The organism is Pseudomonas sp. G3-19, from assembly GCF_054855875.1.
This window is the reverse complement of the sequence record NZ_JBMPIQ010000003.1, coordinates 5,670,381-5,695,777: the sequence shown is the minus strand read 5'-3', so window position 1 is coordinate 5,695,777 and position 25,397 is coordinate 5,670,381. Positions and strand designations below refer to the sequence as shown.

The 25,397-nt window shown below is 61.2% G+C and carries 24 protein-coding genes; 13 read left to right on the top strand and 11 right to left on the bottom strand.

Going from position 1 to position 25,397, the window contains the following annotated elements; all coding sequences use genetic code 11:
- Nucleotides 1-16: 16 nt before the first annotated feature.
- Complete coding sequence (gene olsB, locus ACOYXI_RS25940) at nucleotides 17-772, top strand: L-ornithine N(alpha)-acyltransferase (protein WP_007963187.1); 756 nt, start codon at nucleotides 17-19, stop codon at nucleotides 770-772.
- On the top strand, nucleotides 772-1,566 hold the full coding sequence (locus ACOYXI_RS25935; protein WP_461675454.1) for a lysophospholipid acyltransferase family protein: 795 nt from the start codon (nucleotides 772-774) through the stop codon (nucleotides 1,564-1,566). Before olsB ends, ACOYXI_RS25935 begins: the two co-directional genes overlap by 1 nt.
- 110 nt (nucleotides 1,567-1,676) lie before the next feature.
- Here ACOYXI_RS25935 and ACOYXI_RS25930 read toward each other — a convergent pair whose 3' ends face one another.
- Nucleotides 1,677-2,255 (bottom strand): acyl carrier protein phosphodiesterase, encoded by a 579-nt coding sequence (locus tag ACOYXI_RS25930; RefSeq protein ID WP_134785605.1) that lies wholly within the window; start codon nucleotides 2,253-2,255, stop codon nucleotides 1,677-1,679.
- Nucleotides 2,256-2,424: 169 nt separating this feature from the next.
- On the opposite strand from ACOYXI_RS25930, the gene ACOYXI_RS25925 reads away from it, so the two are divergent.
- The 4 genes from ACOYXI_RS25925 (at nucleotide 2,425) to ACOYXI_RS25910 (ending at nucleotide 5,606) form a co-directional block, all read left to right on the top strand.
- Nucleotides 2,425-2,745 carry an ArsR/SmtB family transcription factor gene (locus ACOYXI_RS25925; protein ID WP_003222436.1) on the top strand — a complete coding sequence of 107 codons (321 nt, stop codon included), beginning with the start codon at nucleotides 2,425-2,427 and terminating at the stop codon, nucleotides 2,743-2,745.
- Nucleotides 2,746-2,750: 5 nt separating this feature from the next.
- On the top strand, nucleotides 2,751-3,917 hold the full coding sequence (locus ACOYXI_RS25920) for an MFS transporter (protein WP_003222434.1): 1,167 nt from the start codon (nucleotides 2,751-2,753) through the stop codon (nucleotides 3,915-3,917).
- Nucleotides 3,918-3,947: 30 nt separating this feature from the next.
- Nucleotides 3,948-4,997 carry an alkene reductase gene (locus ACOYXI_RS25915; RefSeq protein WP_096797051.1) on the top strand — a complete coding sequence of 350 codons (1,050 nt, stop codon included), beginning with the start codon at nucleotides 3,948-3,950 and terminating at the stop codon, nucleotides 4,995-4,997.
- A 159-nt stretch (nucleotides 4,998-5,156) separates the two neighbouring features.
- Nucleotides 5,157-5,606 (top strand): hypothetical protein, encoded by a 450-nt coding sequence (locus ACOYXI_RS25910; protein WP_134785604.1) that lies wholly within the window; start codon nucleotides 5,157-5,159, stop codon nucleotides 5,604-5,606.
- Between the two features lie 365 nt (nucleotides 5,607-5,971).
- Here ACOYXI_RS25910 and emhR read toward each other — a convergent pair whose 3' ends face one another.
- A complete protein-coding gene (gene emhR / locus ACOYXI_RS25905; RefSeq protein ID WP_027614407.1) occupies nucleotides 5,972-6,604 on the bottom strand; it encodes an efflux system transcriptional repressor EmhR in 633 nt (210 codons plus the stop codon).
- Between the two features lie 267 nt (nucleotides 6,605-6,871).
- Here emhR and emhA point away from each other — a divergent pair, with 267 nt between their 5' ends.
- The 7 genes from emhA to ACOYXI_RS25870 all read left to right on the top strand — a co-directional run bounded on the left by emhA (nucleotide 6,872) and on the right by ACOYXI_RS25870 (nucleotide 16,916).
- Complete coding sequence (gene emhA / locus ACOYXI_RS25900; RefSeq protein WP_027614406.1) at nucleotides 6,872-8,026, top strand: efflux RND transporter periplasmic adaptor subunit EmhA; 1,155 nt, start codon at nucleotides 6,872-6,874, stop codon at nucleotides 8,024-8,026.
- Between the two features lie 3 nt (nucleotides 8,027-8,029).
- Complete coding sequence (gene emhB / locus ACOYXI_RS25895; protein ID WP_098967599.1) at nucleotides 8,030-11,179, top strand: efflux RND transporter permease subunit EmhB; 3,150 nt, start codon at nucleotides 8,030-8,032, stop codon at nucleotides 11,177-11,179.
- The gene (gene emhC / locus ACOYXI_RS25890; RefSeq protein ID WP_098967597.1) at nucleotides 11,176-12,636 is read left to right on the top strand and encodes an efflux RND transporter outer membrane subunit EmhC; all 1,461 of its coding nucleotides are present in this window, start codon (nucleotides 11,176-11,178) and stop codon (nucleotides 12,634-12,636) included. Before emhB ends, emhC begins: the two co-directional genes overlap by 4 nt.
- Before the next feature lie 417 nt (nucleotides 12,637-13,053).
- On the top strand, nucleotides 13,054-14,313 hold the full coding sequence (locus ACOYXI_RS25885; protein WP_223007620.1) for an OprD family porin: 1,260 nt from the start codon (nucleotides 13,054-13,056) through the stop codon (nucleotides 14,311-14,313).
- 188 nt (nucleotides 14,314-14,501) lie between these two features.
- A complete protein-coding gene (locus ACOYXI_RS25880; RefSeq protein WP_223007619.1) occupies nucleotides 14,502-15,692 on the top strand; it encodes an NAD(P)/FAD-dependent oxidoreductase in 1,191 nt (396 codons plus the stop codon).
- A 26-nt stretch (nucleotides 15,693-15,718) separates the two neighbouring features.
- Nucleotides 15,719-16,075 (top strand): helical membrane plugin domain-containing protein, encoded by a 357-nt coding sequence (locus ACOYXI_RS25875; RefSeq protein WP_098967591.1) that lies wholly within the window; start codon nucleotides 15,719-15,721, stop codon nucleotides 16,073-16,075.
- Between the two features lie 22 nt (nucleotides 16,076-16,097).
- Nucleotides 16,098-16,916: a methyltransferase domain-containing protein gene (locus ACOYXI_RS25870; protein ID WP_461675453.1), complete on the top strand. Its 819-nt coding sequence runs from the start codon at nucleotides 16,098-16,100 to the stop codon at nucleotides 16,914-16,916.
- Nucleotides 16,917-17,038: 122 nt separating this feature from the next.
- Here ACOYXI_RS25870 and pcaC read toward each other — a convergent pair whose 3' ends face one another.
- From pcaC to ACOYXI_RS25825, 9 genes are all read right to left on the bottom strand, one after another.
- Nucleotides 17,039-17,431 (bottom strand): 4-carboxymuconolactone decarboxylase, encoded by a 393-nt coding sequence (gene pcaC, locus ACOYXI_RS25865; protein ID WP_027614399.1) that lies wholly within the window; start codon nucleotides 17,429-17,431, stop codon nucleotides 17,039-17,041.
- 10 nt (nucleotides 17,432-17,441) lie between these two features.
- Nucleotides 17,442-18,233: a 3-oxoadipate enol-lactonase gene (gene pcaD, locus ACOYXI_RS25860; RefSeq protein ID WP_135295112.1), complete on the bottom strand. Its 792-nt coding sequence runs from the start codon at nucleotides 18,231-18,233 to the stop codon at nucleotides 17,442-17,444.
- A gap of 12 nt (nucleotides 18,234-18,245) precedes the next feature.
- Nucleotides 18,246-19,610 (bottom strand): 3-carboxy-cis,cis-muconate cycloisomerase, encoded by a 1,365-nt coding sequence (locus ACOYXI_RS25855; protein ID WP_134785600.1) that lies wholly within the window; start codon nucleotides 19,608-19,610, stop codon nucleotides 18,246-18,248.
- A 46-nt stretch (nucleotides 19,611-19,656) separates the two neighbouring features.
- Nucleotides 19,657-20,952 carry an MFS family transporter gene (locus ACOYXI_RS25850; protein ID WP_098967584.1) on the bottom strand — a complete coding sequence of 432 codons (1,296 nt, stop codon included), beginning with the start codon at nucleotides 20,950-20,952 and terminating at the stop codon, nucleotides 19,657-19,659.
- 269 nt (nucleotides 20,953-21,221) lie between these two features.
- A complete protein-coding gene (gene pcaG, locus ACOYXI_RS25845; protein ID WP_003222412.1) occupies nucleotides 21,222-21,788 on the bottom strand; it encodes a protocatechuate 3,4-dioxygenase subunit alpha in 567 nt (188 codons plus the stop codon).
- Between the two features lies 1 nt (nucleotide 21,789).
- Entirely contained in the window at nucleotides 21,790-22,494 is a 705-nt protein-coding gene (gene pcaH, locus ACOYXI_RS25840; RefSeq protein ID WP_027614394.1) for a protocatechuate 3,4-dioxygenase subunit beta, read from the bottom strand.
- Between the two features lie 37 nt (nucleotides 22,495-22,531).
- Nucleotides 22,532-23,737: a 3-oxoadipyl-CoA thiolase gene (pcaF, locus tag ACOYXI_RS25835; RefSeq protein WP_177408942.1), complete on the bottom strand. Its 1,206-nt coding sequence runs from the start codon at nucleotides 23,735-23,737 to the stop codon at nucleotides 22,532-22,534.
- Nucleotides 23,734-24,513, bottom strand: coding sequence for a CoA-transferase subunit beta (locus ACOYXI_RS25830; protein ID WP_007963157.1), 780 nt, complete (start codon nucleotides 24,511-24,513; stop codon nucleotides 23,734-23,736). Before ACOYXI_RS25830 ends, pcaF begins: the two co-directional genes overlap by 4 nt.
- Nucleotides 24,513-25,370 carry a CoA transferase subunit A gene (locus ACOYXI_RS25825; RefSeq protein ID WP_003222404.1) on the bottom strand — a complete coding sequence of 286 codons (858 nt, stop codon included), beginning with the start codon at nucleotides 25,368-25,370 and terminating at the stop codon, nucleotides 24,513-24,515. Before ACOYXI_RS25825 ends, ACOYXI_RS25830 begins: the two co-directional genes overlap by 1 nt.
- Nucleotides 25,371-25,397 lie beyond the last annotated feature (27 nt).

Sequence of the window (25,397 nt, the reverse complement as noted above, 5' to 3'; positions counted from 1 at the left end):
CCGTACGGAGATTCAAATGACTCAGATCGCCCGCATCAGCGACACCGGCAATGAACGCCGCCTGCAAGCCGAACGCCTGATCGGCGCCGAGGCCTTGCAGCAAGCCCAGGCCTTGCGCTTCAGCGTATTCAGCGGCGAGTTCAACGCCAAGCTGAAAGGCGCGGAACTGGGTCTGGACATGGATGACTATGATGTTCACTGCAGCCACATCGGCGTGCGTGACCTGAACACCGGGCGTCTGGTCGCCACCACCCGTTTGCTCGATCACACCGCCGCCAGCAGCCTGGGCAAGTTCTACAGCGAAGAAGAATTCAGCCTGCACGGCCTCGCCCATCTGCAAGGCCCGATCCTCGAAATCGGCCGCACCTGCGTCGACCCGGCCTACCGCAACGGCGGCACCATCGCCGTGCTCTGGGGTGAACTGGCCGAAGTGTTGAATCAGGGCGGCTACAGCTACCTGATGGGTTGCGCGAGCATCCCGATGCAGGACGGCGGCGTGCAGGCCCACGCGATCATGCAGCGTCTGCGCGAGCGTTATCTGTGCACCGAACACCTGCGCGCCGAGCCGAAGAATCCCCTGCCGTCGCTGGACATTCCATCGAACGTGATCGCCGAAATGCCACCGCTGCTCAAGGCCTACATGCGTCTGGGTGCGAAGATCTGCGGCGAGCCGTGCTGGGACGAAGACTTCCAGGTCGCCGACGTGTTTATCCTGCTCAAGCGCGACGAACTCTGCCCGCGCTACGCCAAGCACTTCAAGGCGGCCGTGTGATGAGCCGGTTGCGCGTGTACGCGCGGATCACGCGGGTGCTGCTGGTGGTGGCGCTGGGCTTGACCATGGCCAGCGTCTTCGGCGTGTTCGAACGTCTGGGCCTGGCGCACTCGATGCAACGTCGGCAGCGCTGGTCGCGGTTTTTCATGGCGCGTTTGAGCAATGCCCTGCCCTTTCGCGTGACCGTGCACGGCGAGCTGCCGCAGCAACCGATGCTGTGGGTCAGCAACCACGTGTCATGGACTGACATTCCGCTGCTGGGCATGCTCACGCCGCTGTCGTTTCTGTCCAAGGCCGAAGTACGCACCTGGCCGGTGGCCGGCTGGCTGGCGGCGAAGGCCGGCAGTCTGTTCATCCGTCGCGGTTCGGGTGACAGCCAGTTGATCCGCAAACAGATGACCCGTCACCTGCAAACGCAACATCCGTTGCTGATGTTCCCGGAAGGTACCACCACCGATGGCCGCTCGCTGCGCACCTTTCATGGTCGCCTGCTGTCGGCGGCAATCGATTCGGAGGTGATGCTGCAACCGGTGGCGATCCGTTATCTGCGCAATGGCGAAATCGACGCGTTGGCGCCGTTCATTGGTGACGATGACTTGCTGTCGCACCTGATGCGTCTGTTCAGCAACGACTGCGGCGATGTCGAAGTGCATCTGCTCAAGCCGATCGCCTGTCAGGGCCGCGAACGTGCGGCGCTGGCGTTCGAAGCGCAGCAGGCGGTGCAGAAGGCGTTGTTTGGTGATATCGCCAAAGCGGCCGAACCGCGTCGCGCCGGCGAACTGATCGCAGCCTGAAACACAGATCCCCCCTGTGGGAGCGGGCTTGCTCGCGAAAGCGGTGGTTCAGCCAATGCACATGTTGAATGACCTACCGCATTCGCGAGCAAGCCCGCTCCCACAGGGGGTTACTGCGTTGTCGACGTTTGTGCAAATTCTTGAAGCTGCGGATAGAACAAACGGAAATCCTCACTCAGCGGCTCGTACAACCGCCGCAATTCCTGCATAGCCCCCGCCAGCTCCTCAGGCCGAGTCAGACGCCGCGAGATCCCGCGCAGCACCTGGTCCAGCACTTCGAATTCCTGATACGAACCCAGCCAATCATTGGCAACCATGTGCGGCGCGATTTTCGCCAGGCGTTCGGGCAATTGCCGTTCATTCGACAGCACCCGGTAAACATCGCGGGTGAAATGCTCCAGCGGCTGATCGGCGTACAGCGTCCAGTCGCGCGCCAGGCAATGGTCGAAAAACACATCGAGGACAATCCCGGCATATCGCCGCCGGGTCTCGGTGAAACGCCCGAGGGCGATGTCCACCAACGGATGGCGATCGGTGAATACATCAATCCGCCGATGCAACTGAATCGCCGCTTCAATCTGGGGTGCAAATTGCCCTTGCAGGCGTCCTTTGACGAAATCGCCGTACAGACTGCCGAGTAATTGCTCGGGGTGCTGGCCTCCGAGGTGTAAATGTGCGAGATAGTTCATGGGCGCAGCTTAGCACTGCGCGCTTTCATCGTTACAGCACACGTATCGTTATAACCCGATATACCGATTTATGCGGTCGTCAGATCAAATTCATATTGGTATATCGCGAAATACCGATTTAAAGTTCGCCTCATCGCGATATAGCGCTACACATCACGAGCATAAAGCCATGAACCTCGACCTCGACGAAATAATAAAAGCCCTGGCGCACCCAGTACGGCGAGACATTCTCATCTGGCTGAAAGACCCCAAAGCCCAGTTTCCTGAGCAGATTCATAACCACGAGTACGGCATCTGCGCCGGGCAGATCGATCAACGCTGCGGCCTGTCGCAGTCGACCGTCTCCGCCCACCTGGCGACCCTGCAACGCGCAGGTCTGATCAGCAGCCAGAAAGCCGGCCAGTGGCACTTCTTCAAACGCAACGAGGACGTGATCCAGGCGTTCCTCGACGCCATCGTCAAAGAGCTCAGCGCTCCCACAAGGAATTGATTCAAATGCCCCTCTCGCTACTCATTCTGGCCTTGAGCGCCTTCGCCATCGGCACCACCGAGTTCGTCATCATGGGCCTGCTGCCCGATGTGGCGGCCGACCTCGGTGTGTCGATTCCCGGCGCCGGCTGGCTGGTGACCGGTTACGCCCTGGGCGTGGCCATCGGTGCGCCGTTCATGGCACTGGCCACCGCCAGACTGCCGCGCAAGGCCGCACTGGTAGCGCTGATGGGCATTTTTATCGTCGGTAACCTGCTGTGTGCCATCGCCAGTGACTACAACGTGCTGATGTTTGCCCGTGTCGTCACGGCTCTGTGCCACGGTGCGTTTTTTGGTATCGGTTCTGTGGTAGCGGCCGGGCTGGTGGCGCCGAACAAACGGGCGTCGGCCGTGGCGCTGATGTTCACCGGCCTGACCCTGGCCAACGTGCTCGGTGTACCGCTGGGCACGGCGCTGGGCCAGGAAGCCGGCTGGCGCTCGACCTTCTGGGCGGTGACCGTGATTGGTGTAGTGGCGCTGATCGGTCTGATCCGCTTCCTGCCGGCCAAGCGTGACGAGGAAAAACTCGACATGCGCGCCGAACTCGCCGCCCTCAAAGGCGCCGGCATCTGGCTGTCGCTGAGCATGACCGCGCTGTTCGCCGCGTCGATGTTCACCCTCTTCACCTATGTCGCGCCGCTGCTCGGTGATGTCACCGGTGTCTCGCCAAAAGGCGTGACCTGGACCCTGCTGCTGATCGGCCTCGGTCTGACGGTGGGCAACATCATCGGCGGCAAACTGGCGGACAAGCGTCTCGGCGCGACCCTGATCGGCGTGTTCGTGGCGATGGCGGTGGTTTCCACCGTGCTGAGCTGGACCAGCGTTGCGCTGATCCCGACGGAGATCACCCTGTTCCTCTGGGCCACCGCTTCGTTTGCCGCCGTCCCGGCGCTGCAAGTCAACGTGGTGACCTTCGGCAAGGCCGCACCGAACCTGGTGTCGACCCTGAACATCGGCGCTTTCAACATCGGCAACGCCCTGGGCGCCTGGGTCGGTGGCAGCGTCATCGCCCACGGTTTCGGCCTGACCAGCGTGCCCCTGGCCGCCGCCGCGCTGGCCGTGCTCGCGCTGCTGGTGACCCTGATCACTTTCCGTCAGAACGGCGACGCCGGTCTGGCCCCCGCTACCCACTGATTAACCACTTAACTGACGAGGGTTGTACACATGGCAACTATTTTCGATCCGATCAAACTGGGCGACCTCGAGCTGTCCAACCGCATCATCATGGCTCCGCTGACCCGCTGCCGCGCCGACGAAGGCCGCGTGCCGAACGCGCTGATGGCTGAATACTACGTACAGCGCGCGTCGGCTGGTCTGATCCTGTCCGAAGCCACTTCGGTGACGCCGATGGGCGTCGGCTACCCGGACACCCCGGGCATCTGGTCCAACGACCAGGTGCGCGGCTGGACCAACGTGACCAAAGCCGTGCACGCTGCCGGCGGCAAGATCGTCCTGCAACTGTGGCACGTCGGCCGCATCTCGCATCCGTCGTACCTCAACGGCGAAACCCCGGTCGCGCCGAGCGCCATCCAGCCTAAAGGTCACGTCAGCCTGGTGCGTCCATTGGCCGACTATCCGACCCCGCGAGCTCTGGAAACCGCTGAAATCGCCGAGATCGTCGAGGCCTACCGCACCGGTGCCGAAAACGCCAAAGCCGCCGGTTTCGACGGCGTGGAAATCCACGGCGCCAACGGCTACCTGCTCGACCAGTTCCTGCAAAGCAGCACCAACCAGCGCACCGATAACTACGGTGGCTCCCTGGAAAACCGTGCGCGTCTCCTGCTGGAAGTGACTGACGCAGCGATCGACGTCTGGGGCGCCGGCCGTGTCGGCGTGCACTTGGCACCCCGCGCCGATTCCCATGACATGGGCGACGACAATCTGGCCGAGACTTTCACTTATGTGGCTCGCGAGCTGGGCAAGCGCGGCATCGCCTTCATCTGCTCCCGCGAGAAAGAAGGCGCCGACAGCCTCGGCCCACAGCTGAAAGAAGCTTTCGGCGGCGCGTACATCGCCAACGAACGCTTCACCAAGGACAGCGCCAATGCGTGGCTGGCTGAAGGCAAGGCTGACGCGGTAGCGTTCGGCGTACCGTTCATTGCCAACCCGGATCTGCCGGCACGCCTGAAGGCCGACGCACCGCTGAACGACGCACGTCCCGAGTTGTTCTACGCGAAAGGCCCGGTCGGTTATATCGATTATCCAACGCTGTAAACAACAACAACTAACAAGTAAGCCCCGCCTCGAAAGAGGCGGGGCTTTTTTTATTTTCATACATTTAAAGATTCGCCATCAGAACAATATAAACCTAAGCTCCGCCCAGCAACTCATCAATTACAACCCACCAACTTAATCAAGCAAGGTTATATAAAAATGAATGATACAGATCCAAACAAACTTACATTCCTTCTGCAAATCACCAATGCCACGGACTCTACTTTCTGGCTTGACGATGCCTCTCCAAAGCACCCACCCTTGACGCGTATCGACAAGATCCTCCCTTACCAGACCGTCTTTATGCTGTTTGAAGGAGATCCTCATCTGAAACAGGACATCGTTATTGATTACGATATCAAAAAAGAGGTATTCAACACTTACATCTGCTACACCAACTACAAGCAGAAAGTACGGTTCGACACTACGCTCAGTTATTGCTACCGACAAATGGCGGGGCACAGGGCTCCAAAAGTCGAACTTTTCTGGGATACCAACGCGTTCTCTGTTGGCGCCGAACCCATCACCTGCGGCGCAGCATTGGAAAATGAAAACCCGGTTTACCCTTACAGCTATAAGATGATCGCATTCATGACGCCATCGGCCTGATAGAGAGTTACCTGCTCATGCAGTAACGGTACGGACTACGCTGACATTATAGAGGCGCGAGCAAACTAAAGGCCGTGGCTCGAGCCCATCGGAAGTAACGCAGCCTGGTGGTGAGGATCGGGCAAAGGGAACTCAAAAACGAAACGGATCGGTTGGTGCGTATCGGCTGCTCGGCGCCCTTTTAGCCCGAGTCGTTAACATTCATTCACACAGTCGACACAAAACCCCTACAAAATACGTAGCTCGCTACCTATCAACCTGGCCATCGTACGTATATAAAAGCACTCCATTACAAAAAGACTTGAAGCAGGGACATTTCCCCGCTTCAAGTCTTGACACGGACAGATTTAATTACGCATTTTGTTTCATTTGCGCAGGCTAGGGCTCAGGCGCAGCATATCAAGCCCTGTATCGACCCAGCGCTCGGCTTCGGCATGCAATTGAAAGCTGTCCGGCGCCAACAGCCATCCATACAGGAGGCCATCGATATACGCATGAATGCTGATGGCCGCCCGGGCAGTGTCGAGATCTTCCGGCAACTGGCCGCGATTGACCGCATTACGCAGGGTCAGACCGATGCGCAGGTTGCAATCGAGACTGGCCGTGCGGCGCTGCTGGCGCAGATCGCACATTTCATCGGTGAATTCGCACTTATGAAACAGAATCTCGTTGATGCGACGGGTCTTCGGATCCAGGGCTACCTGATGAAACAGATGGATCAACAGCTTGCGCATGCACCCCAACGGGTCGAGTTCGTCCTCGCTCTCGCTGGCCTTGGCCAATTCATCCAGCGGTTCATGCAGGCTGTCGAGCATCGCCTGCACCAGATCGGCCTTGTTGCTGAAATGCCAATAGATGGCACCGCGCGTCACGCCGGCCATCGTCGCGATATCCGCCAGGGTCGTGCGGGCCACACCCCTTTCATAAAACGCTTTCTCGGCCGCTTCGAGAATCTGGCTGCGCGTTTCCTGAGCTTCCTCTTTGGTACGACGGACCATGGCAGTAAAACCTCAAACAGGATGTTTCAGGGATGGCTGAATATCCGCTGAATAAAGAGGGGGCTGATCTCTCACGAATCGGCTCCCCGGCCTACAATTTCAAACCTTGCGACGCATTTTGTAACAGGGTGGGTACGACGCCAAGCTATTTACAAACAACCATGAACGTAAGTATATTCCTTAGCAAGCTACTTATCCACTCGACCCGATTTTTTTACCCTTTCACACTTCTTGTGCGCAATGTGCGCGCCTGACCCGAGGATCTTCATGCAATTCAAGCCAGCTGTTACCGCTCTGGTCACTGCCGTCGCCCTGGCATCGCTGCTCAGCGGATGTAAAAAGGAAGAAGCGGCCCCAGCCGCTCCGCCTCCTCAGGTCGGCGTCGTCACCCTGCAACCACAAGCGTTCACCCTCACGTCGGAACTGCCGGGGCGCACCAGTGCGTACCGCATCGCTGAAGTTCGACCACAGGTCAACGGCATCATTCTCAAACGTCTGTTCAAGGAAGGCGGCGACGTCAAAGCCGGCCAGCAGCTGTATCAGATCGATCCGGCAGTCTATGAAGCGACCCTGAAAAGCGCCGAAGCCAACCTGCGTTCGACCAAGTCGATCTCCGACCGCTACAAGCAACTGGTCGACGAGCAGGCTGTGAGCCGCCAGGAATACGACACCGCCGTGGCCAATCGCATGGAATCGGAAGCGTCGCTGCAGAGCGCGCAGATCAACGTGAAATACACCAAGGTCTACGCGCCGATCTCCGGCCGTATCGGCCGTTCCTCGGTGACCGAAGGCGCACTGGTCAGCAATGGTCAGGCCGACGCGATGGCGACGATCCAGCAACTGGACCCGATCTACGTCGACGTTACCCAGTCCTCGGTTGAGCTGCTGGAACTGCGCCGCGAGCTGGAAAGCGGTCGTCTGCAGAAGGCCGGCGACAACTCGGCAGCGGTCAAGCTGACCCTTGAGGACGGCAGCCAGTACAAGCTCGACGGTAAGCTGGAATTCTCCGAAGTATCGGTTGATCCGACTACCGGTTCCGTGACCCTGCGCGCCGTGTTCCCGAACCCGGATCACACCCTGTTGCCAGGCATGTTCGTCCGCGCCCAGTTGCAGGCCGGGGTCAACGCCGCGGCCATTCTGGCGCCGCAACAAGGCGTGACCCGTGACCTCAAGGGCACTCCGACCGCACTGGTCGTCGGCCCGGACAACAAGGTTGAACTGCGTCAGCTCAAGGCCAGCCGTACCGTTGGCAGCCAGTGGCTGATCGAAGATGGCCTGAAAGCCGGCGATCGTCTGATCACCGAAGGCCTGCAATATGTTCGCCCAGGTGCTCAGGTCAACCCGACCGAAGCGACCAACGTAGCCAAGAACCCGGCCCCCGCTCAAGCAGCTGACAAAGCCGCTGGCGGCAAAGGGGAGTAACTCATGTCGAAATTTTTTATCGACCGTCCGATTTTCGCCTGGGTAATTGCCCTGGTGATCATGTTGGTCGGGGCATTATCGATCCTGAAATTGCCAATCAACCAGTACCCGAGCATTGCACCGCCGGCCATCGCGATCTCCGTGACCTACCCGGGCGCTTCGGCGCAAACCGTGCAGGACACCGTGGTCCAGGTGATCGAGCAGCAGCTCAACGGTATCGACAACCTGCGTTATGTGTCCTCGGAAAGTAACTCCGACGGCAGCATGACCATCACCGCGACCTTCGAGCAAGGCACCAACTCCGACACCGCGCAGGTTCAGGTTCAGAACAAGCTGAACCTGGCCACCCCGCTGCTGCCGCAGGAAGTGCAGCAACAGGGTATCCGCGTCACCAAGGCAGTGAAGAACTTCCTGCTGGTGATCGGCGTGGTGTCGCGTGACGGCAGCATGACCAAGGACGACCTGTCCAACTACATCGTGTCGAACATGCAGGACCCGATCTCGCGGACCGCCGGTGTCGGTGACTTCCAGGTCTTCGGTGCCCAGTACGCGATGCGCATCTGGCTCGATCCGGCCAAGCTGAACAAGTACAACCTGACGCCAGCTGATGTCAGCGCCGCGATCTCGGCGCAGAACGTCCAGGTGTCTTCCGGTCAGCTCGGCGGTTTGCCGGCGCTGCCAGGTCAGCAACTGAACGCCACGATCATCGGCAAGACCCGTCTGCAGACTGCCGAGCAGTTCAAGGCGATCCTGCTGAAGGTCAATCAGGATGGCTCCCAGGTCCGTGTCGGCGACGTGGCCGACGTCGGTCTGGGTGGTGAGAACTCGAGTATTTCTGCGCAGTTCAACGGCAGCCCGGCGTCCGGTCTGGCGGTAAAACTGGCCAACGGTGCCAACGCCCTCGACACAGCCAAAGCGCTGCGCAAGACGATTGACGACCTCAAGCCGTTCTTCCCGCAAGGCATGGAAGTGGTGTTCCCGTATGACACCACTCCGGTCGTGACCGAGTCGATCAAGGGTGTGGTTGAAACCCTGGTCGAAGCGATCGTGCTGGTGTTCCTGGTGATGTTCCTGTTCCTGCAGAACTTCCGCGCCACCGTCATCACTACGATGACCGTACCGGTGGTATTGCTCGGTACGTTCGGCATCCTCGCCGCCGCCGGTTTCAGCATCAACACCCTGACAATGTTCGGTATGGTGCTGGCCATCGGCTTGCTGGTGGACGACGCCATCGTCGTGGTGGAAAACGTCGAGCGGGTGATGGCCGAAGAAGGCCTGTCACCGAAGGAAGCGACCAAGAAATCCATGGGCCAGATCCAGGGTGCCCTGGTCGGTATCGCCCTGGTGCTGTCGGCGGTACTGTTGCCGATGGCGTTCTTCAGCGGCTCCACCGGTGTGATCTACAAGCAGTTCTCGATCACCATCGTCTCGGCCATGGCCCTGTCGGTAATGGTTGCACTGATCTTCACCCCGGCGCTCTGCGCAACCATGCTCAAGCCGATCGCCAAGGGTGACCACGGCACGCCGAAAAAAGGTTTCTTCGGCTGGTTCAACCGCAATTTCGATCGCGGTGTCAGGAGTTACGAGCGCGGTGTCGGCAACATGTTGTCGCGCAAAGCCCCTTACCTGCTGGCGTACCTGCTGATCGTCGTCGGCATGATCTGGCTGTTCACCCGCATTCCAACCGCGTTCCTGCCGGAAGAAGACCAAGGCGTACTGTTCGCCCAGGTACAAACCCCGGCCGGCTCCAGTGCGGAACGTACTCAAGTCGTGATCGATGAGATGCGTACCTACCTGCTGGATAAAGAAGCGGGTGCGGTGTCCTCGGTATTTACCGTGAACGGCTTCAACTTTGCCGGTCGTGGTCAGAGCTCGGGTCTGGCGTTCATCATGCTCAAGCCGTGGCACGAGCGTGATTCGAGCAACAGCGTGTTTGCCTTGGCACAGCGTGCGCAGCAACACTTCTTCAGTTTCCGCGATGCGATGGTGTTTGCGTTCGCCCCGCCTGCGGTACTGGAATTGGGTAACGCCACCGGTTTCGACGTGTTCCTGCAGGACCGCGCCGGTATCGGTCACGAAAAACTGATGGAAGCCCGCAACCAGTTCCTCGGCATGGCCGCGCAGAGCAAGGTGCTCTACCAGGTGCGTCCGAACGGTCTGAACGACGAGCCGCAATACCACCTGGAAATTGACGATGAGAAAGCCCAGGCCCTGGGTCTGAGTCTCTCCGACATCAACAGCACCCTGTCGATCTCCTTCGGTAGTAGCTACGTCAACGACTTCATCGACCGTGGTCGAGTGAAGAAGGTGTACGTGCAAGGCCAGGCCGGCGCACGCATGAGCCCTGAAGACCTGAAAAAGTGGTACGTGCGCAACAGCGCCGGGACCATGGTGCCGTTCTCCGCGTTCGCCAAGGGCGAGTGGATCTACGGTTCGCCGAAACTGGCCCGTTACAACGGCGTCGAAGCGATGGAAGTGCTCGGTTCTCCAGCGCCGGGTTACTCCACCGGTGAAGCGATGGCCGAAGTCGAAGCGATTGCCAAGAAGCTGCCGGCCGGTGTCGGTATCTCCTGGACCGGTCTGTCCTACGAGGAACGTCTGTCGGGCTCGCAAGCGCCAGCGCTGTACGCCCTGTCGCTGCTGATGGTGTTCCTGTGTCTGGCGGCGTTGTATGAAAGCTGGTCGATTCCGATCGCGGTCATGCTCGTGGTACCGCTGGGGATCATCGGTGCGTTGATGGCCACCAGCCTGCGCGGGCTGTCCAACGACGTGTACTTCCAGGTGGGCCTGTTGACGACCATCGGTCTTGCGGCTAAAAACGCCATTCTGATCGTCGAGTTCGCCAAGGAGCTGCATGAACAAGGGCGCAGTCTGCGCGATGCGGCGATCGAAGCGTGCCGCATGCGTCTGCGACCGATCATCATGACCTCGCTGGCGTTCGTCCTCGGTGTAGTACCGTTGGCGATCTCCACCGGTGCCGGTTCGGGTAGCCAGCACGCGATCGGTACTGGCGTGATTGGCGGTATGCTCACGGCCACGATCCTGGCGATCTTCTGGGTCCCACTGTTCTTCGTCACGGTTTCGTCCATCGGCCAGCGTAAAATCGCCGACCCGGACGAAACGACTGAAACTCCTAAAGAGGCTGGCCAATGAGCAAGTCGCTACTCTCCATCGCAGTCGCCGCCTTCGTGCTGAGCGGTTGCTCGCTGATCCCCGATTATCAGCAGCCTGAAGCACCGGTCGCGGGCCAGTACCCGCAGGGCCCGGCGTACTCGCCGGCCCAGGCTCCGGCGCAAGCCGCTGCCGAGCAGGGCTGGAAGCAGTTTTTCCATGACCCGGCCCTGCAGCAGCTGATCCAGACATCACTGGAAAACAACCGCGACCTGCGTGTCGCGGCGCTGAACATCGACGCTTATGCGGCTCAATACCGCATCCAGCGTGCCGACCTGTTCCCGGCGGTTTCGGCCAATGCCAGCGGCAGCCGTCAGCGGGTTCCGGCCCGTGCCTCGCAGACCGGTGAAGCGAACATCAGCAGTTCCTACACCGCGACCGTCGGCATCAGCGCCTACGAACTCGACCTGTTCGGTCGGGTACGCAGCCTGAGCGAACAAGCGCTGCAACAATATTTCGCCACCGAAGAAGCGCGCCGCAGCACGCAGATCAGTCTGGTGGCCAGTGTGGCCAACGCCTACATGACCTGGCAGGCCGACAAGGAACTGCTCAAGCTGACGCAAGACACCCTCGGTGCCTTTGAAGAAAGCTACAAGCTGACCAGCCGCAGCAATGAAGTCGGTGTGGCCTCGGCGCTGGACCTGGCGCAGTCGCGCACCTCGGTGGAAAACGCCCGGGCGCAACTGGCCAAGTACACCCGTCAGGTGGCTCAGGACGAAAACAGCCTGACCCTGCTGCTCGGCACCGGCATCCCGGCCAATCTGCAAGCGGCCAAACCGCTGTCGGATGACCTGCTCAGCGATGTACCGGCCGGTCTGCCTTCGGACCTGCTGCAGCGTCGTCCGGACATCCTCCAGGCCGAGTACAACCTGAAAGCGGCCAACGCCAACATCGGCGCCGCCCGTGCAGCGTTCTTCCCGAGCATCAGCCTGACCGCCAACGCGGGCAGCCTGAGCCCGGACCTGTCCGGTCTGTTCAAGGGCGGCTCGGGTACCTGGCTGTTCCAGCCGCAGATCAACCTGCCGATCTTCAACGCCGGCAGCCTGCGCGCCAGCCTCGACTATGCCAAGATCCAGAAGGACATTGGCGTGGCGAACTACGAGAAGTCGATTCAAACCGCCTTCCAGGAAGTCGCCGACGGCCTGGCTGCCCGCCAGACCTACACCGAGCAGTTGCAGGCGCAGCGTGACTTCGTCGCGGCCAACCAGGATTACTACCGCCTGGCCGAGCGTCGTTACCGCATCGGTGTCGACAGCAACCTGACCTTCCTCGACGCCCAGCGTCAGTTGTTCAGCGCGCAACAGGCACTGATCACCGACCGCCTCGCGCAGCTGACCAGTGCGGTCAACCTGTACAAGGCCCTGGGTGGTGGCTGGAATGCGCAGACCGCGCAGAACGAACCGCTGAAAGAAGAAGCACCGAAGATGAAGCTGTTCTGATCCTCCGGTGAACACAAGGAGCCCGCCACTTGGCGGGCTTTTTGTTGCCTGTCAGAAATATTGTGGCGTCTGAGCCGGCCTCTTCGCGAGCAAGCCCGCTCCCACTTTTGGAATGCATTTTCCTGTGGGAGCGGGCTTGCTCGCGAAGAGGCCCTGATAGACGCGAGAAAAAACCCGGCTCAATCTTGCGTTCGATAATCGCCCAAAACCCGCTTTGCCCGATTGAATCCCGCCCATCGCCCCCCGCACCATTCGCTCCACAAAACCAATAACAACAGGTTCGACACCATGCTCCCGCGCCCTGTCCCGTCCGGCTGATCGCCGCCGCTTCATCCCTGATTCTGCAAGCTCGTGCCCGCCCCGAAAATGGCGGCAACGGCTCTGTTCGACCTAAAAAAAATAACAAGAGACCCTGCGATGACTCATCCAACTGCGCCGTACGCACTCCCCGGCCTAATCGCCCTGGCCCTGACCGGCGTCGCCCTCCCCGCCGCAGCCGAAGAAGCCGGTTTCGTCGAAGGTGCCAAGGTCAACCTCAACCTGCGCAACTTCTACATCAACCGCAACTTCACCAACCCGACCAAGGCTCAGGGCAAGGCTGAAGAGTGGACGCAGAACTTCATCCTCGACGCCAAATCCGGCTTCACCCAAGGCACCGTTGGCTTCGGCATGGACGTGCTCGGCCTGTACTCGGTGAAGCTCGATGGTGGCAAAGGCACCGGTGGCACGCAACTGCTGCCGCTGGATCACGACGGGCGACCGGCGGACAACTTCGGCCGCACCAACGTCGCGTTCAAGGCCAAACTGTCGCAGACCGAAATCAAGGTCGGCGAATGGATGCCGGTGCTGCCGATCCTGCGTTCGGACGACGGCCGTTCGCTGCCGCAAACCTTCCGTGGCGGGCAGATCACCTCAAAGGAAATCAACGGCCTGACCCTGTATGGCGGGCAGTTCCGCGCCAACAGTCCGCGCGATGACAGCAGCATGAGCGACATGTCGATGTTCGGCAAAGCGGCGTTCACCTCCGATCGCTTCAACTTTCAGGGCGGCGAGTACGTTTTCAACGAAAAACGCACGCAGATCGGCCTGTGGAACGCCGAACTCAAGGACATCTACAGCCAGCAATACGTCAACCTGATTCACAGCCAGCCACTCGGCGACTGGACGCTGGGCGCCAACCTGGGCTTCTTCTACGGCAAGGACGACGGCAGCGCCCGCGCCGGCGAACTCGACAACAAGACCTGGTCGGGGATGTTCTCGGCCCGCTACGGCGGCAGCACCTTCTACGTCGGCCTGCAAAAACTCACCGGCGACAGCGCCTGGATGCGCGTCAACGGCACCAGCGGCGGCACCCTCGCCAACGACAGTTACAACGCCAGCTACGACAACGCTCAGGAACGCTCCTGGCAGGTGCGCCACGACTACAACTTCGCCGCCCTGGGCATCCCCGGCCTGACCCTGATGAACCGCTACATCAGCGGCGACAACGTGCACACCGGAACCATCACCGACGGCAAGGAATGGGGCCGCGAATCGGAACTGGGCTACACCGTGCAGAGCGGCGCCCTGCGCGACCTCAACGTGCGCTGGCGCAACTCGACCATGCGCCGCGATTTCAGCAACAACGAGTTCGACGAAAACCGTCTGATCATCAGCTATCCGATCAGCCTGCTCTGAACCCGCACGCCGGCGCTGCACAAGCGGCGCCGGCATCAACCACTGGTCAGCCCGGACTGGCGATTTGTCGAGGCGCAGATACAGTCAACAGAGTGTGTAAATTCTCCAGCCTGCTGTAGGAGCCCTTAGTTTTCTTCCGTTATCTCCGGATGCTGTACGCGAAGCTGCCTTGGCCACGGAGGTCAGGTATGAGCAAGCGAATAGTTATCGTCGGTGGCGGTGTAGGTGGAACCATGCTGGCCAATCAACTGGTCGGCAAGCTGTATCCCGAAGTTCTACGCGGCGACGTCTCGATTACACTGCTGTCCAGTTCTCCCGATCATTACTACAAACCTGCGTTCATGTACGTGGCGTTCAGTCAGTTCTTCGAAGAGGAACTCAAACGTCCGGAACGCTCATTGTTGCGCCCGGAAATCAGTTTCCACGTTGAAGACGTCACCCGTTTCGACTTTTCCGGGCAGCAATTGCGCACCCGCACCGGCAAGCGCTTCGACTATGATTTTCTGGTGATCGCCACCGGCTGCGTGCCGGCGCCGGAACGCATCGAGGGTCTGCAAGAAGCCGGCGACCACTTCTATCAATACCTTCCTGCCCGGCAGCTGGCGCAACGCCTGAACACCATCGAAAAAGGCCGGATTTTCATTACCGTGTCCTTCCCGCAGACACCGAACGTCCCGCACCAATGCGGAATCGCGCCCGTGGAAACGACATTGATGCTGGATGACTTGTTGCGTCGCCGGGGCGTTCGCGAGCAAGTGGAAATCATCTACACCTACCCGACGGTTGCCCAGCTATTGCGCAATTGTCTGTTCTTGCAGCGCCCCACGGGTGAAATTCTGCCGAGCATTTTTGCCCGGAAAAACATTCAATTTCAGCGCGGCTTCACCCTGAGCCATGTGGATCCTGATGCAAAAATCGCCTACTCAGCCGAGGGCGATGAGCAACCCTTCACTATTCTGATGGCTACTCCACCCATCCAGGCCGTCGAGGTGGTGCGTGAGTGCGGCATCTCACACGCCGCCAATGATGAAGGATGGCTGCCGACCAATCACGAAACGCTGCAGGTCTACGGTCTGGAGAATGTCTACGTGATCGGCGACACCGTCGACCTGCCGGTCAGCAAGGCCGGCGGCGCCTGTCATAACCAGGCGCCGGTAATCGCCAACAACATCACCGCCCAGATCCGTCTTGGCGCACCCAACTCGGTATACGACGGTCGGGTACAGGCGGTAGCCCAAATGGGCCTGAATGCCGGGATGCCACTGTGGTACGACTACGCCCACGATGTGTTGCCGACACCCCCGACCAAATTGGGCGGTCTGCTCAGAAACGGTTTCAATCGCGGTCTTTACTGGGCGGTGGCCCGGGGAATGCTTTGACCCTGCACAGGGAGGAGTGATTGCTCATGAACATGCCCAAGGAAATGTCAGGCACGCCCGGGTTCACTGCCTTGATGGCAAAACTGCAACCGTTAATCGATGGCGGACGCCTGGAGAATATTGTCGACCTGCTTTCCCTGGTTTCCGATATCGCCGATCTGCTCGACGCGGCCATGGTGGAAAAACTCGCGCAATTGTTCGAGAGCGGCACAGCCGCCACCTGGACAGTCAGTAATGCAGTGCGCGTGGCCAAAGCCGAAGTATCGGCACAGTCAGCGGCGCCGGGCACTCTGGCGTTGCTCAAACTGCTGAATGAAGAGGACACACGCAAAGGCGTGGCCGTTGTCCTGAAAACCCTCAACGTCATTGGACGACAACTGTAAATCCGCCAGAGAGGACCTCCTCATGAGCGCCAAACTCGAAACGGCAGGGAACGCCTGCACCCACTGGGACGCCAAGGCTTACCAGCAGTTTTCCCGTCTCAGGCAACGCCCGGTCAACGAATTGCTCGACCGTGTCGACCTGCACGACCCCAGACGAATTTATGACCTGGGTTGCGGCACCGGCATTGCCACGCGACTGCTGGCCGAGCGCTGGCCGCGTGCGCAGTTGCTGGGTGTCGACAGCTCGCGGCAGATGCTTGATCAGGCCCGGTGCCTGCCGATCAACGCCCAATGGCAAGAGTGCGACCTGCTCGACTGGCAACCCGAACAACCGGCCGATCTGCTGCTCGCGGCGGCGGTGCTGCATTTCATTGGCGATCATCAACACCTGCTGCCGCGCCTGCTGGGGTATCTGCGCCCCGGTGGCTGTCTGGCGGTGCACATGCCGGACTGGCGCGATGCCTTGTGGTATCGACTGATGCTCGACACCCTCAACCATGCCGGACCGGGACACACCCCCATCGGCACACCGCAACTGCGCCGATGCATGGCGGCGCGGCCGTTGTTGACACTGGAGGACTACTATCGCTTGCTCGCGCCGCTGACCACGTCGCTGGAGATCTGGGAAACCGAGCAATTGCAGGTGGTTGGCGGCAAATCGCCGGTGTACGACTGGGTGAAGGTCTCGGCGCTGCGGCCGGTGATGCAGACGCTGACGTCACAGGAACAGGCGCGGTTTATCTACCACTACCTGATGCGGGTGCATAAGCATTACCCGCCCGAGAAAAACGGGCAGACTCTGTTTCCGTTCAAGCGGATTTTCATTGTCGCCAAGGTCTGAGTGTCTGTGCTGATTGATGCATCACGGCGTCTGCCGCTTTCGCGAGCAAGCCCGCTCCCACAGGGAAATGCATTCTAAATGTGGGAGCGGGCTTGCTCGCGAAGGCGTCAGTTCAGGCACCATCACTCCCGGGATTCGACTCCCAGCTCATCCCACACCGACTCCGCCAGATGAAACGTGGCATTCGCCGCCGGGATCCCGCAATAAATCGCGCTCTGCATGATCACTTCCTTGATCTCGCTCCGGCTCACACCGTTGTTGGCCGCCGCACGCAGATGCAATTTCAGCTCGGCCTCGCGGTTCATCCCGATCAGCATGGCGATGGTGATCAGGCTGCGCGTGTGCCGTGGCAGGCCCGGGCGGGTCCAGATGTCGCCCCAGGCGTGACGCGTGATCATCTCCTGGAATTCCGAGTTGAACTCGGTCAGCGCATTCAGGCTGCGATCAACGTGGGCATCGCCCAATACCGCGCGGCGTACTTGCAGGCCTTCGTCGTAACGTTGTTTCTCGTCCACAAACTTCCCCTCACTGAGCGTTCAGAAACGCCAACACACGATCACTGAAAGCGGCACCGGCCTGCACGTTGGACAGGTGCGCAGCATAGAACTCGGCGTACTCGGCGCCGCGCACATGCTCCTGAATGAAATGCCCGCCGGACGGTGGCGTCACCGCATCTTCGGTACCCGCGATCACCAGAAGCGGCAGGTTGATCGAGGCCAGTTGCTCACGGAAATCGGCATCGCGCACCGCCGCGCAATTGGCCGCATAACCTTCAGGCGAAGTCGCCGCGAGCATGTCGGTAATTTTCTTCGCCGCGGCCGGATTGGCAGCGGAAAAATCAGGCGTGAACCAACGGGCAATCGACGCATCACGCAATGCGACCATCGCTGCCGGGCCATCACGCAACACGGTTTCGATGCGCGGATTCCACACCGACGGGTCGCCGATCTTCGCGGCGGTGTTGCACACGATCAATTTGTGCAGACGATGACCGGCATTGATCCCCAGCCACTGGCCGATCAACCCGCCCATCGACAATCCGCAGAAATGCGCGCGTTCGATGTGCAGCGCATCCAGCAAGCCGAGCACGTCGCGGCCCAGTTGCTCGATGCTGTAAGGCCCCGGCGTCACCAGCGACTGGCCGTGACCACGGGTGTCGAAACGCAGCACCCGGAAATGCTCGGTGAATGCCGGCATCTGCGCGTCCCACATGTGCAGGTCGGTGCCCAGCGAGTTGGACAGCACCAGCACCGGTGCGTCGACCGGGCCTTCAATAACGTAATGCAGTTCGCCATCGGCGAGTTGAACGAAAGCCACAGCCCTCTCCTTTCAGACAGACAATGCGTTGTGTTCGGCCACTGCGCGCTCGACCCAGGCTTGCGCCTGGCCGAGGTAATGCGCGGGGTCGAGCAGATGATCGAGTTCGGTGCTGCTCAGTTCGGCGGTCACTTGCGGCTCGTCGCCGAGTACCGCACGCAGGTGGCGCTGTTCGGCCACCGCACGTTTGCAGCATTGTTCGAGCAGGTGATGCGCGGTGTCGCGACCGACCCGTTGCGCGAGGACGATGCTCACCGCTTCGGCCAGCACCAGCCCTTGGGTCAATTGCAGATTGCGCGCCATGCGTTCGGCATCGACCTCCAGACCATCGGCCAGCAGGCGCGCCTGTTGCAGCGCACCGGACACCAGGCAGCAGATCTCCGGCAGGGTTTCCCATTCGGCATGCCACAGCCCGAGGCTGCGTTCGTGCTCCTGCGGCATGGCGCTGAACAGCGTCGAGACCAGCCCCGGTACCCGGGTCGCCGCGCCGATCAACACCGCTGCGCCGACCGGATTGCGCTTGTGCGGCATGGTCGACGAACCGCCCTTGCCCGGCGCCGACGGCTCGAACACTTCCGCCGCTTCGGTCTGCATCAACAGACTGACGTCGCGCCCGAGCTTGCCGAGGCTGCCGGCGATCAAACCGAGTACCGCGCCGAACTCGACGATGCGATCACGCTGGGTGTGCCACGGTTGTTCCGGCAAGCTCAGTTGCAGCTCTTCGGCCAGCGCCTGGGCGATCGGCAATGCTTGCTCGCCGAGTGCCGCGAGGGTGCCGGAAGCGCCGCCGAATTGCAGCACCAGCAGCCGTGGTTTGAGTTCGCGCAGTCGCTGACGGCTGCGGGTTACCGCGCCGAGCCAACCGGCAATCTTCATCCCGAGGGTCACGGGCGTGGCGTGCTGCAGCCAGGTGCGCCCGGCCAGTGGCGTCGCCGCATGCCGTTGGGCTTGGGTGGCGAGCGAATCGGCCAGCGCTGCCAGATCGCTTTCAATCAGCTCCAGCGCCTGCCGCAATTGCAGGACCAGCCCGGAATCCATCACGTCCTGACTGGTAGCGCCCAAATGCACATAGCGCTCGGCCTCGGCACTGCTCGCGGCGATCTGCTTGCCCAATGCCTTGACCAGTGGAATCGCCGAGTTGCCGGCCGTGGCAATCGCCTCGCCCAGCGCCGCGAAGTCATACAGACCGGCATTGCAAGCGGCGGCAATCGGCGCCACGGCAGACGCCGGAATCACCCCGACCCGCGCCTCGGCACGGGCCAGCGCCGCTTCGAAATCGAGCATGGCCTGCACCCGGCCCTGATCGCAGAACACCTCGCGCATGTCGCGGGCAGTGAAGTAGGCATCGAACAATTGATTGCCCGGTCGCTGAGTCATAAACAGTCCTTGCCGGCGCGGGCCAATGCGGCCCGCGCACATCGGTTTACAGATCGTGGTGCAAGTACGCCGCCTGTTTCGGCAGGCGCAGGCTGAACAGGAACGCCACCGCCATCATCACCGTGACGTACCAGTAGAACGCGTTTTCCATGCCCCCGGCCTTCAGGCTCAGGGCCACGTATTCCGCCGAACCGCCGAAGATCGCGTTGGCCACCGCATAGGCCAGACCGACGCCGAGGGCGCGGACTTCCGGCGGGAACATTTCGGCTTTCACCAGGCCGCTGATCGAGGTGTAGAAACTGACGATTGCCAGCGCCACGGTGATCAGCGCAAAGGCCAGAATCGGGCTGCTGATGCTTTTCAGGCTCAACAGGATCGGCACAGTGAACAGCGTACCGAGCGCGCCGAACCAGAGCATCGAATTACGTCGGCCGATCTTGTCGGCGAGCATGCCGAACAGCGGCTGCATGCACATGTACAGGAACAGCGCGCCGGTCATGATGTAGCTGGCGGTCTTGGCGTGCATGCCGGCGGTGTTCACCAGGTACTTCTGCATGTACGTGGTGAAGGTGTAGAAAATCAGCGAGCCACCGGCGGTGTAACCGAGCACGGTGATGAACGCGGCTTTGTGATCACGGAACAGCGCGCGGATGCTGCCGGCGTCCTTGTTCTCGCGCATTTCCTTGCTGGTGGTTTCTTTCAGGGAGCGACGCAGGAACAGCGAAATCACCGCCGCCACCGCACCGACCACAAACGGAATGCGCCAGCCGTAAGCACGCAGTTCATCTTCATTGAGAAACTGCTGCAGGATCACCACCAACGACACCGCCAGCAGTTGCCCGCCAATCAGCGTCACGTACTGGAACGAGGCGAAAAAGCCGCGCTGGCCCTTGAGCGCGACTTCACTCATGTAGGTGGCGGTGGTGCCATATTCGCCACCCACCGACAGGCCTTGCAGCAGCCGCGCGAACAGCAACAGCAGCGGAGCCCAGACGCCGATGCTGGCGTAGGTCGGCAGACAGGCGATGAGCAGGGAGCCGAAGCACATCATCAGCACCGAAATCATCATCGAGGTCTTGCGGCCTTTCTTGTCCGCCAGCCGCCCGAAAATCCAGCCGCCAATCGGGCGCATCAGAAACCCGGCAGCGAACACCCCGGCCGTGTTGACCAGTTGCACCGTGGGGTTGTCGGAGGGGAAAAACGCCGGGGCGAAATAGATCGCGCAGAAGGCGTAGACGTAGAAGTCGAACCATTCGACGAGGTTGCCGGACGAGGCACCGACAATGGCGAAGATGCGCTTGCTGCGCTCCTCGCCGGTGTAATGAGCGGTGGTAGTGGTCATTGTTTTTTACTCTGAAGGGACAGGTGAGAGTCTAGACACACTTCGCAACAGTCCCGTTCCACAGATACATCCACGAGGCATTACACAACCCCTCCTCTGAAAGAGGGCTTGTGGCGAGGGGATTCATCCCCGATCGAGTGCGCAGCACTCGCAAATCTGGCAGACGCGGTGTGTCAGTTTCACCGTGAACTCCGGTCTTGGGGCTGCTTCGCAGCCCATCGGGGATAAATCCCCTCACCACAAACTCACTCCAATGGAACGAGGTGCGATCAATAATCGAAGAACACCGTCTCCGCCTCAGTGCCCTGCAAAATCACATTCCACTGATACACACCCGCCGCATCCGGCTTCGCCAGCAACGTCCCGCGGCGCTCCGCCGGCACACATTCCAGCAGCGGATCATTGACGTTCGCCGGATCGCCTTCGAAGTAGATGCGTGTCAGCAAGTGCTTGACCAGACCACGGGCAAACACCAGCACCACCAGATGCGGGGCCTGGGTCGAGCCCTTCAGGCCTTCGACCGTGCCCGGTTTGATCGTGGTGAAACGGAAGCGCCCTTCGGCGTCCACCGGCACCCGGCCGAAACCTTCGAAGTGCGGGTCCAGTGGTTTGTCCTGCTCGTCTTCCGGGTGCGCGTACTTGCCGGCGGCGTTGGCCTGCCAGACTTCGAGCATCGCGTCGTTGACCACATCGCCGTTGCCGTCAACGACTTGGCCGGTGATCGCCACGCGCTCGCCGAGGGTTTGTTCGACCGCGAGGTTTTCGCGATTCAGCCAGGTCAGGCCGATGTGGTAGTACGGCCCGACGGTGTGGGACGTGGTGGCAGTCAGCGTCATCTTATTTCTCCATCGGCGTGGCGTCGCGGCCGCGCAAGACGATGTCCCAGCGATAGCCGAGGGCGTAGGACGGAATGGTTTTTTCCAGATCGAAAGCGGCGATCAGACGTTCCTTGGCGGAGGTGTCCGGCACGCAGTTGTAGATCGGGTCGTAGGCCAGCAGCGGGTCGCCGGGGAAATACATCTGCGTCACCAGACGGGTGAGGATGCTCGGCCCGAACAGCGAGAAATGGATGTGCGCCGGGCGCCACGCGTTGTGGTGGTTGCCCCACGGATAGGCGCCGGGCTTGATGGTCTGGAACTGATACCAGCCATCGGCGTCGGTCACGGTGCGGCCGGTGCCGGTGAAGTTCGGGTCCAGCGGTGCGTCGTGCAGGTCGCGCTTGTGGTTGTAGCGACCGGCGGCGTTGGCCTGCCAGATCTCCACCAGAATCCCCGGCACCGGCAAACCGTTTTCGTCGAGCACACGGCCGTGAATGATGATGCGCTCGCCCAACGGCTCGCCGTCGTGCTGCGCGGTCAGGTCGTTGTCTTTCTCGGCGACGCGTTCGGCACCGATGGTCGGGCCGGTGATCTCCGACAACGAATGCGGCAGAAACACCAACGGCTTGGACGGCGAGCGCAGATTGGTGGATTGATACGTCGGGTGCAGGTACTCGGGCTGGGTGCCTTCCTGCGGACGACGGTAGCCAGGCTTGTCAGTCATTTCGCTTTCCTCAGTTCTTATCAGTCGACGCGCTGCGTCAGACGCGTTCGATGGCCAGGGCCAGACCCTGCCCGACGCCGACGCACATGGTCGCCAGACCTTTCTTGCCGCCGGTCTTTTCCAGCTGATGCAGCGCCGTCAGCACCAGTCGCGCCCCGCTCATGCCCAACGGGTGGCCCAAGGCAATCGCGCCACCGTTCGGGTTGACCTGCGGCGCATCGTCGGCCAGACCCAATTCACGCAGCACTGCCAGGCCTTGGCTGGCGAAGGCTTCATTGAGTTCGATCACATCGAAATCGCTGACCGCCACGCCGAGACGCTCGATCAGTTTGCGCACCGCCGGCACCGGGCCGATGCCCATCACCCTAGGTGCAACACCGGCGCTGGCCATACCCAGCACTTTGGCCCGTGCTGTCAGGCCGTGTTTCTTCACCGCTTCGGCAGACGCGAGAATCAGCGCAGCAGCACCGTCGTTGACCCCGGACGCGTTGCCAGCGGTAACCGTCTTGTCCGGGCCGTTGACCGGTTTGAGTTTGGTCAGCGCTTCAAGCGTGGTGTCGGCGCGTGGATGCTCGTCCTGGCTGACCACGGTTTCGCCCTTCTTGTGGGCGATCCGCACTTCGACGATTTCCTCGGCGAAGTAGCCCGCCGCTTGTGCAGCGGCCGTGCGTTGCTGACTGCGCAGGGCGAAAGCGTCCTGATCGGCACGCGAAACCTTATAGTCGTCAGCGACGTTGTCGGCGGTCTGCGGCATCGCGTCGACGCCGTACTGGGCTTTCATCAGCGGGTTGATGAAACGCCAGCCGATGGTGGTGTCTTCCAGTTTCATGTTGCGCGAGAACGCTGCGTCCGCCTTGCCCATCACGAACGGCGCGCGGGACATCGACTCGACGCCGCCGGCAATCGCCAGCTCCATCTCGCCGCTGGCAATCGCACGGAAAGCAGTGCCGATCGCGTCCATGCCCGAAGCGCAGAGACGGTTGAGGGTCACGCCCGGCACGCTGTCCGGCAGACCCGCCAGCAGCAGCGCCATGCGCGCCACGTTGCGGTTGTCTTCACCAGCCTGGTTGGCGCAGCCGAGGAACACTTCGTCGATCGCGTTCCAGTCCACCGAGGGATTGCGTTCCATCAGCGCTTTGATCGGCACAGCGGCCAGGTCATCGGCACGCACGGCAGACAAACCGCCGCCAAAACGGCCGATGGGGGTACGAATCGCGTCGCAGATATATACGTCACGCATCATGCTTCTCCCGGTGCCTGGCCGTGGGCGGCGGCGGTGCGCGCTTCGAGATCGCGCAGGGCGGTCAGTTCGACCTCGGTCGGCGCCGCCGTGGTTTCAACGTTGTCGGCAAAGCGGATCGCCCAACCGGTGGCGGCGACCACTTGCTCGCGGGTCACGCCCGGATGCAGTGCGGTGACCACAAATTCGTGGGTGCCCGCTTCCGGCTCCATGATGCACAGGTCGGTGATGATCCCGACCGGACCGGCACCCGGCAGGCCCAGACGCTTGCGCGAATCGCCGCCTTCGCCGTGACCGACCGAGGTAATGAAGTCGAGCTTGTCGACGAACGAGCGCGCCGACTGTTTGAGGATAATCAACACGCTCTTCGCCGAACCGGCGATTTCCGGCGCGCCACCGGCACCCGGCAGGCGCACTTTCGGCGCGTGATAGTCGCCGACCACGGTGGTGTTGATGTTGCCGAAACGGTCGACCTGCGCCGCGCCGAGAAAACCGACGTCGATGCGCCCACCCTGCAGCCAGTAGCGAAAAATCTCACCGGTCGGCACGACAGTGTCGGCGGTCTCCGCCAGTTCACCATCACCGATCGACAGCGGCAGCACGCTCGGCTTGGCGCCAATCGGACCCGATTCGTAGATCAGCACCACGTCCGGCGACGAAGTCAGGCGCGCAAGGTTGGCGGCTTTCGACGGCAGGCCGATGCCGACGAAGCACACCGAGCCGTTCTTCAGGCGACGGGCCGCAGCGACGGTCATCATTTCATTGGTGGTGTAAGTCATTACTTGGCCTCCGAAGCAGCGGCCAACTTGGCCTGAAACTCGCTGAAGTCAGCGCAGCCGTGGATGTATTCGTTGATCCACGCGGTAAACGTCTCACGGTCGCGGGCGATCGGATCCCACGCCTGATAGAAGCGATTGTCACGCTCGGTGTAACCGTGGGCGTAGGACGGATGCGCGCCGCCGGGTACGTGGCAAACCGCGCTCAAGGCCCAGGTCGGCAACACGCAAGCGTTCATCGGGGCGTTGAGGTTGTCGACGATTTCCTCGACGGTGACGATGCAGCGCTTGGCCGCCAGTGCCGCTTCTTTCTGCACCCCGAGAATGCCCCACAGCAGCACGTTGCCCTGACGGTCGGCTTTCTGCGCGTGGATCACGGTGACGTCCGGACGCACCGACGGCACGGCCGCCAGCACTTCACCGGTGAACGGGCAGGTCACGGACTTGATCAGCGGGTTGACCTTCGGCAGGTCGGAACCGGCGTAGGCCCGCAGCACGGCGAACGGTAGGCCGGAAGCGCCGGCGACGTAGGCGTTGGCCAGGTCGGCGTGGCTGTGCTCTTCGATTTCCAGCGCATGCGGCCATTGTTTCTCGACCGCATCGCGCAGACGGTGCAGCGAACCCACACCCGGATTGCCGCCCCAGGAAAAGATCAGCTTGCGTGCACAACCGGCACCGATCAGTTGGTCGTAGATCAGGTCAGGCGTCATCCGCACCAGGGTCAGATCTTTCTTGCCCTGGCGAATGATTTCATGACCTGCCGCCGTAGGGATCAGGTGAGTGAAGCCTTCGAGCGCGACGGTGTCGCCGTCGTTGACGAATTGCTTCACCGCGTCGTGCAGCGAAAGGATCTCAGCCATGGAGCAGGCTCCCGTTTTTGTAGTGAA

Bases quoted from the DNA above. Each gene is read 5' to 3' on its own strand.
- olsB (WP_007963187.1), top strand. From the start codon at position 17: ATGACTCAGATCGCCCGCATCAGCGACACCGGCAATGAACGCCGCCTG.
- ACOYXI_RS25935 (WP_461675454.1), top strand. From the start codon at position 772: ATGAGCCGGTTGCGCGTGTACGCGCGGATCACGCGGGTGCTGCTGGTG.
- ACOYXI_RS25930 (WP_134785605.1), bottom strand. From the start codon at position 2,255: ATGAACTATCTCGCACATTTACACCTCGGAGGCCAGCACCCCGAGCAA.
- ACOYXI_RS25925 (WP_003222436.1), top strand. From the start codon at position 2,425: ATGAACCTCGACCTCGACGAAATAATAAAAGCCCTGGCGCACCCAGTA.
- ACOYXI_RS25920 (WP_003222434.1), top strand. From the start codon at position 2,751: ATGCCCCTCTCGCTACTCATTCTGGCCTTGAGCGCCTTCGCCATCGGC.
- ACOYXI_RS25915 (WP_096797051.1), top strand. From the start codon at position 3,948: ATGGCAACTATTTTCGATCCGATCAAACTGGGCGACCTCGAGCTGTCC.
- ACOYXI_RS25910 (WP_134785604.1), top strand. From the start codon at position 5,157: ATGAATGATACAGATCCAAACAAACTTACATTCCTTCTGCAAATCACC.
- emhR (WP_027614407.1), bottom strand. From the start codon at position 6,604: ATGGTCCGTCGTACCAAAGAGGAAGCTCAGGAAACGCGCAGCCAGATT.
- emhA (WP_027614406.1), top strand. From the start codon at position 6,872: ATGCAATTCAAGCCAGCTGTTACCGCTCTGGTCACTGCCGTCGCCCTG.
- emhB (WP_098967599.1), top strand. From the start codon at position 8,030: ATGTCGAAATTTTTTATCGACCGTCCGATTTTCGCCTGGGTAATTGCC.
- emhC (WP_098967597.1), top strand. From the start codon at position 11,176: ATGAGCAAGTCGCTACTCTCCATCGCAGTCGCCGCCTTCGTGCTGAGC.
- ACOYXI_RS25885 (WP_223007620.1), top strand. From the start codon at position 13,054: ATGACTCATCCAACTGCGCCGTACGCACTCCCCGGCCTAATCGCCCTG.
- ACOYXI_RS25880 (WP_223007619.1), top strand. From the start codon at position 14,502: ATGAGCAAGCGAATAGTTATCGTCGGTGGCGGTGTAGGTGGAACCATG.
- ACOYXI_RS25875 (WP_098967591.1), top strand. From the start codon at position 15,719: ATGAACATGCCCAAGGAAATGTCAGGCACGCCCGGGTTCACTGCCTTG.
- ACOYXI_RS25870 (WP_461675453.1), top strand. From the start codon at position 16,098: ATGAGCGCCAAACTCGAAACGGCAGGGAACGCCTGCACCCACTGGGAC.
- ACOYXI_RS25855 (WP_134785600.1), bottom strand. From the start codon at position 19,610: ATGACTCAGCGACCGGGCAATCAATTGTTCGATGCCTACTTCACTGCC.
- ACOYXI_RS25850 (WP_098967584.1), bottom strand. From the start codon at position 20,952: ATGACCACTACCACCGCTCATTACACCGGCGAGGAGCGCAGCAAGCGC.
- pcaG (WP_003222412.1), bottom strand. From the start codon at position 21,788: ATGACGCTGACTGCCACCACGTCCCACACCGTCGGGCCGTACTACCAC.
- pcaH (WP_027614394.1), bottom strand. From the start codon at position 22,494: ATGACTGACAAGCCTGGCTACCGTCGTCCGCAGGAAGGCACCCAGCCC.
- pcaF (WP_177408942.1), bottom strand. From the start codon at position 23,737: ATGATGCGTGACGTATATATCTGCGACGCGATTCGTACCCCCATCGGC.
- ACOYXI_RS25830 (WP_007963157.1), bottom strand. From the start codon at position 24,513: ATGACTTACACCACCAATGAAATGATGACCGTCGCTGCGGCCCGTCGC.
- ACOYXI_RS25825 (WP_003222404.1), bottom strand. From the start codon at position 25,370: ATGGCTGAGATCCTTTCGCTGCACGACGCGGTGAAGCAATTCGTCAAC.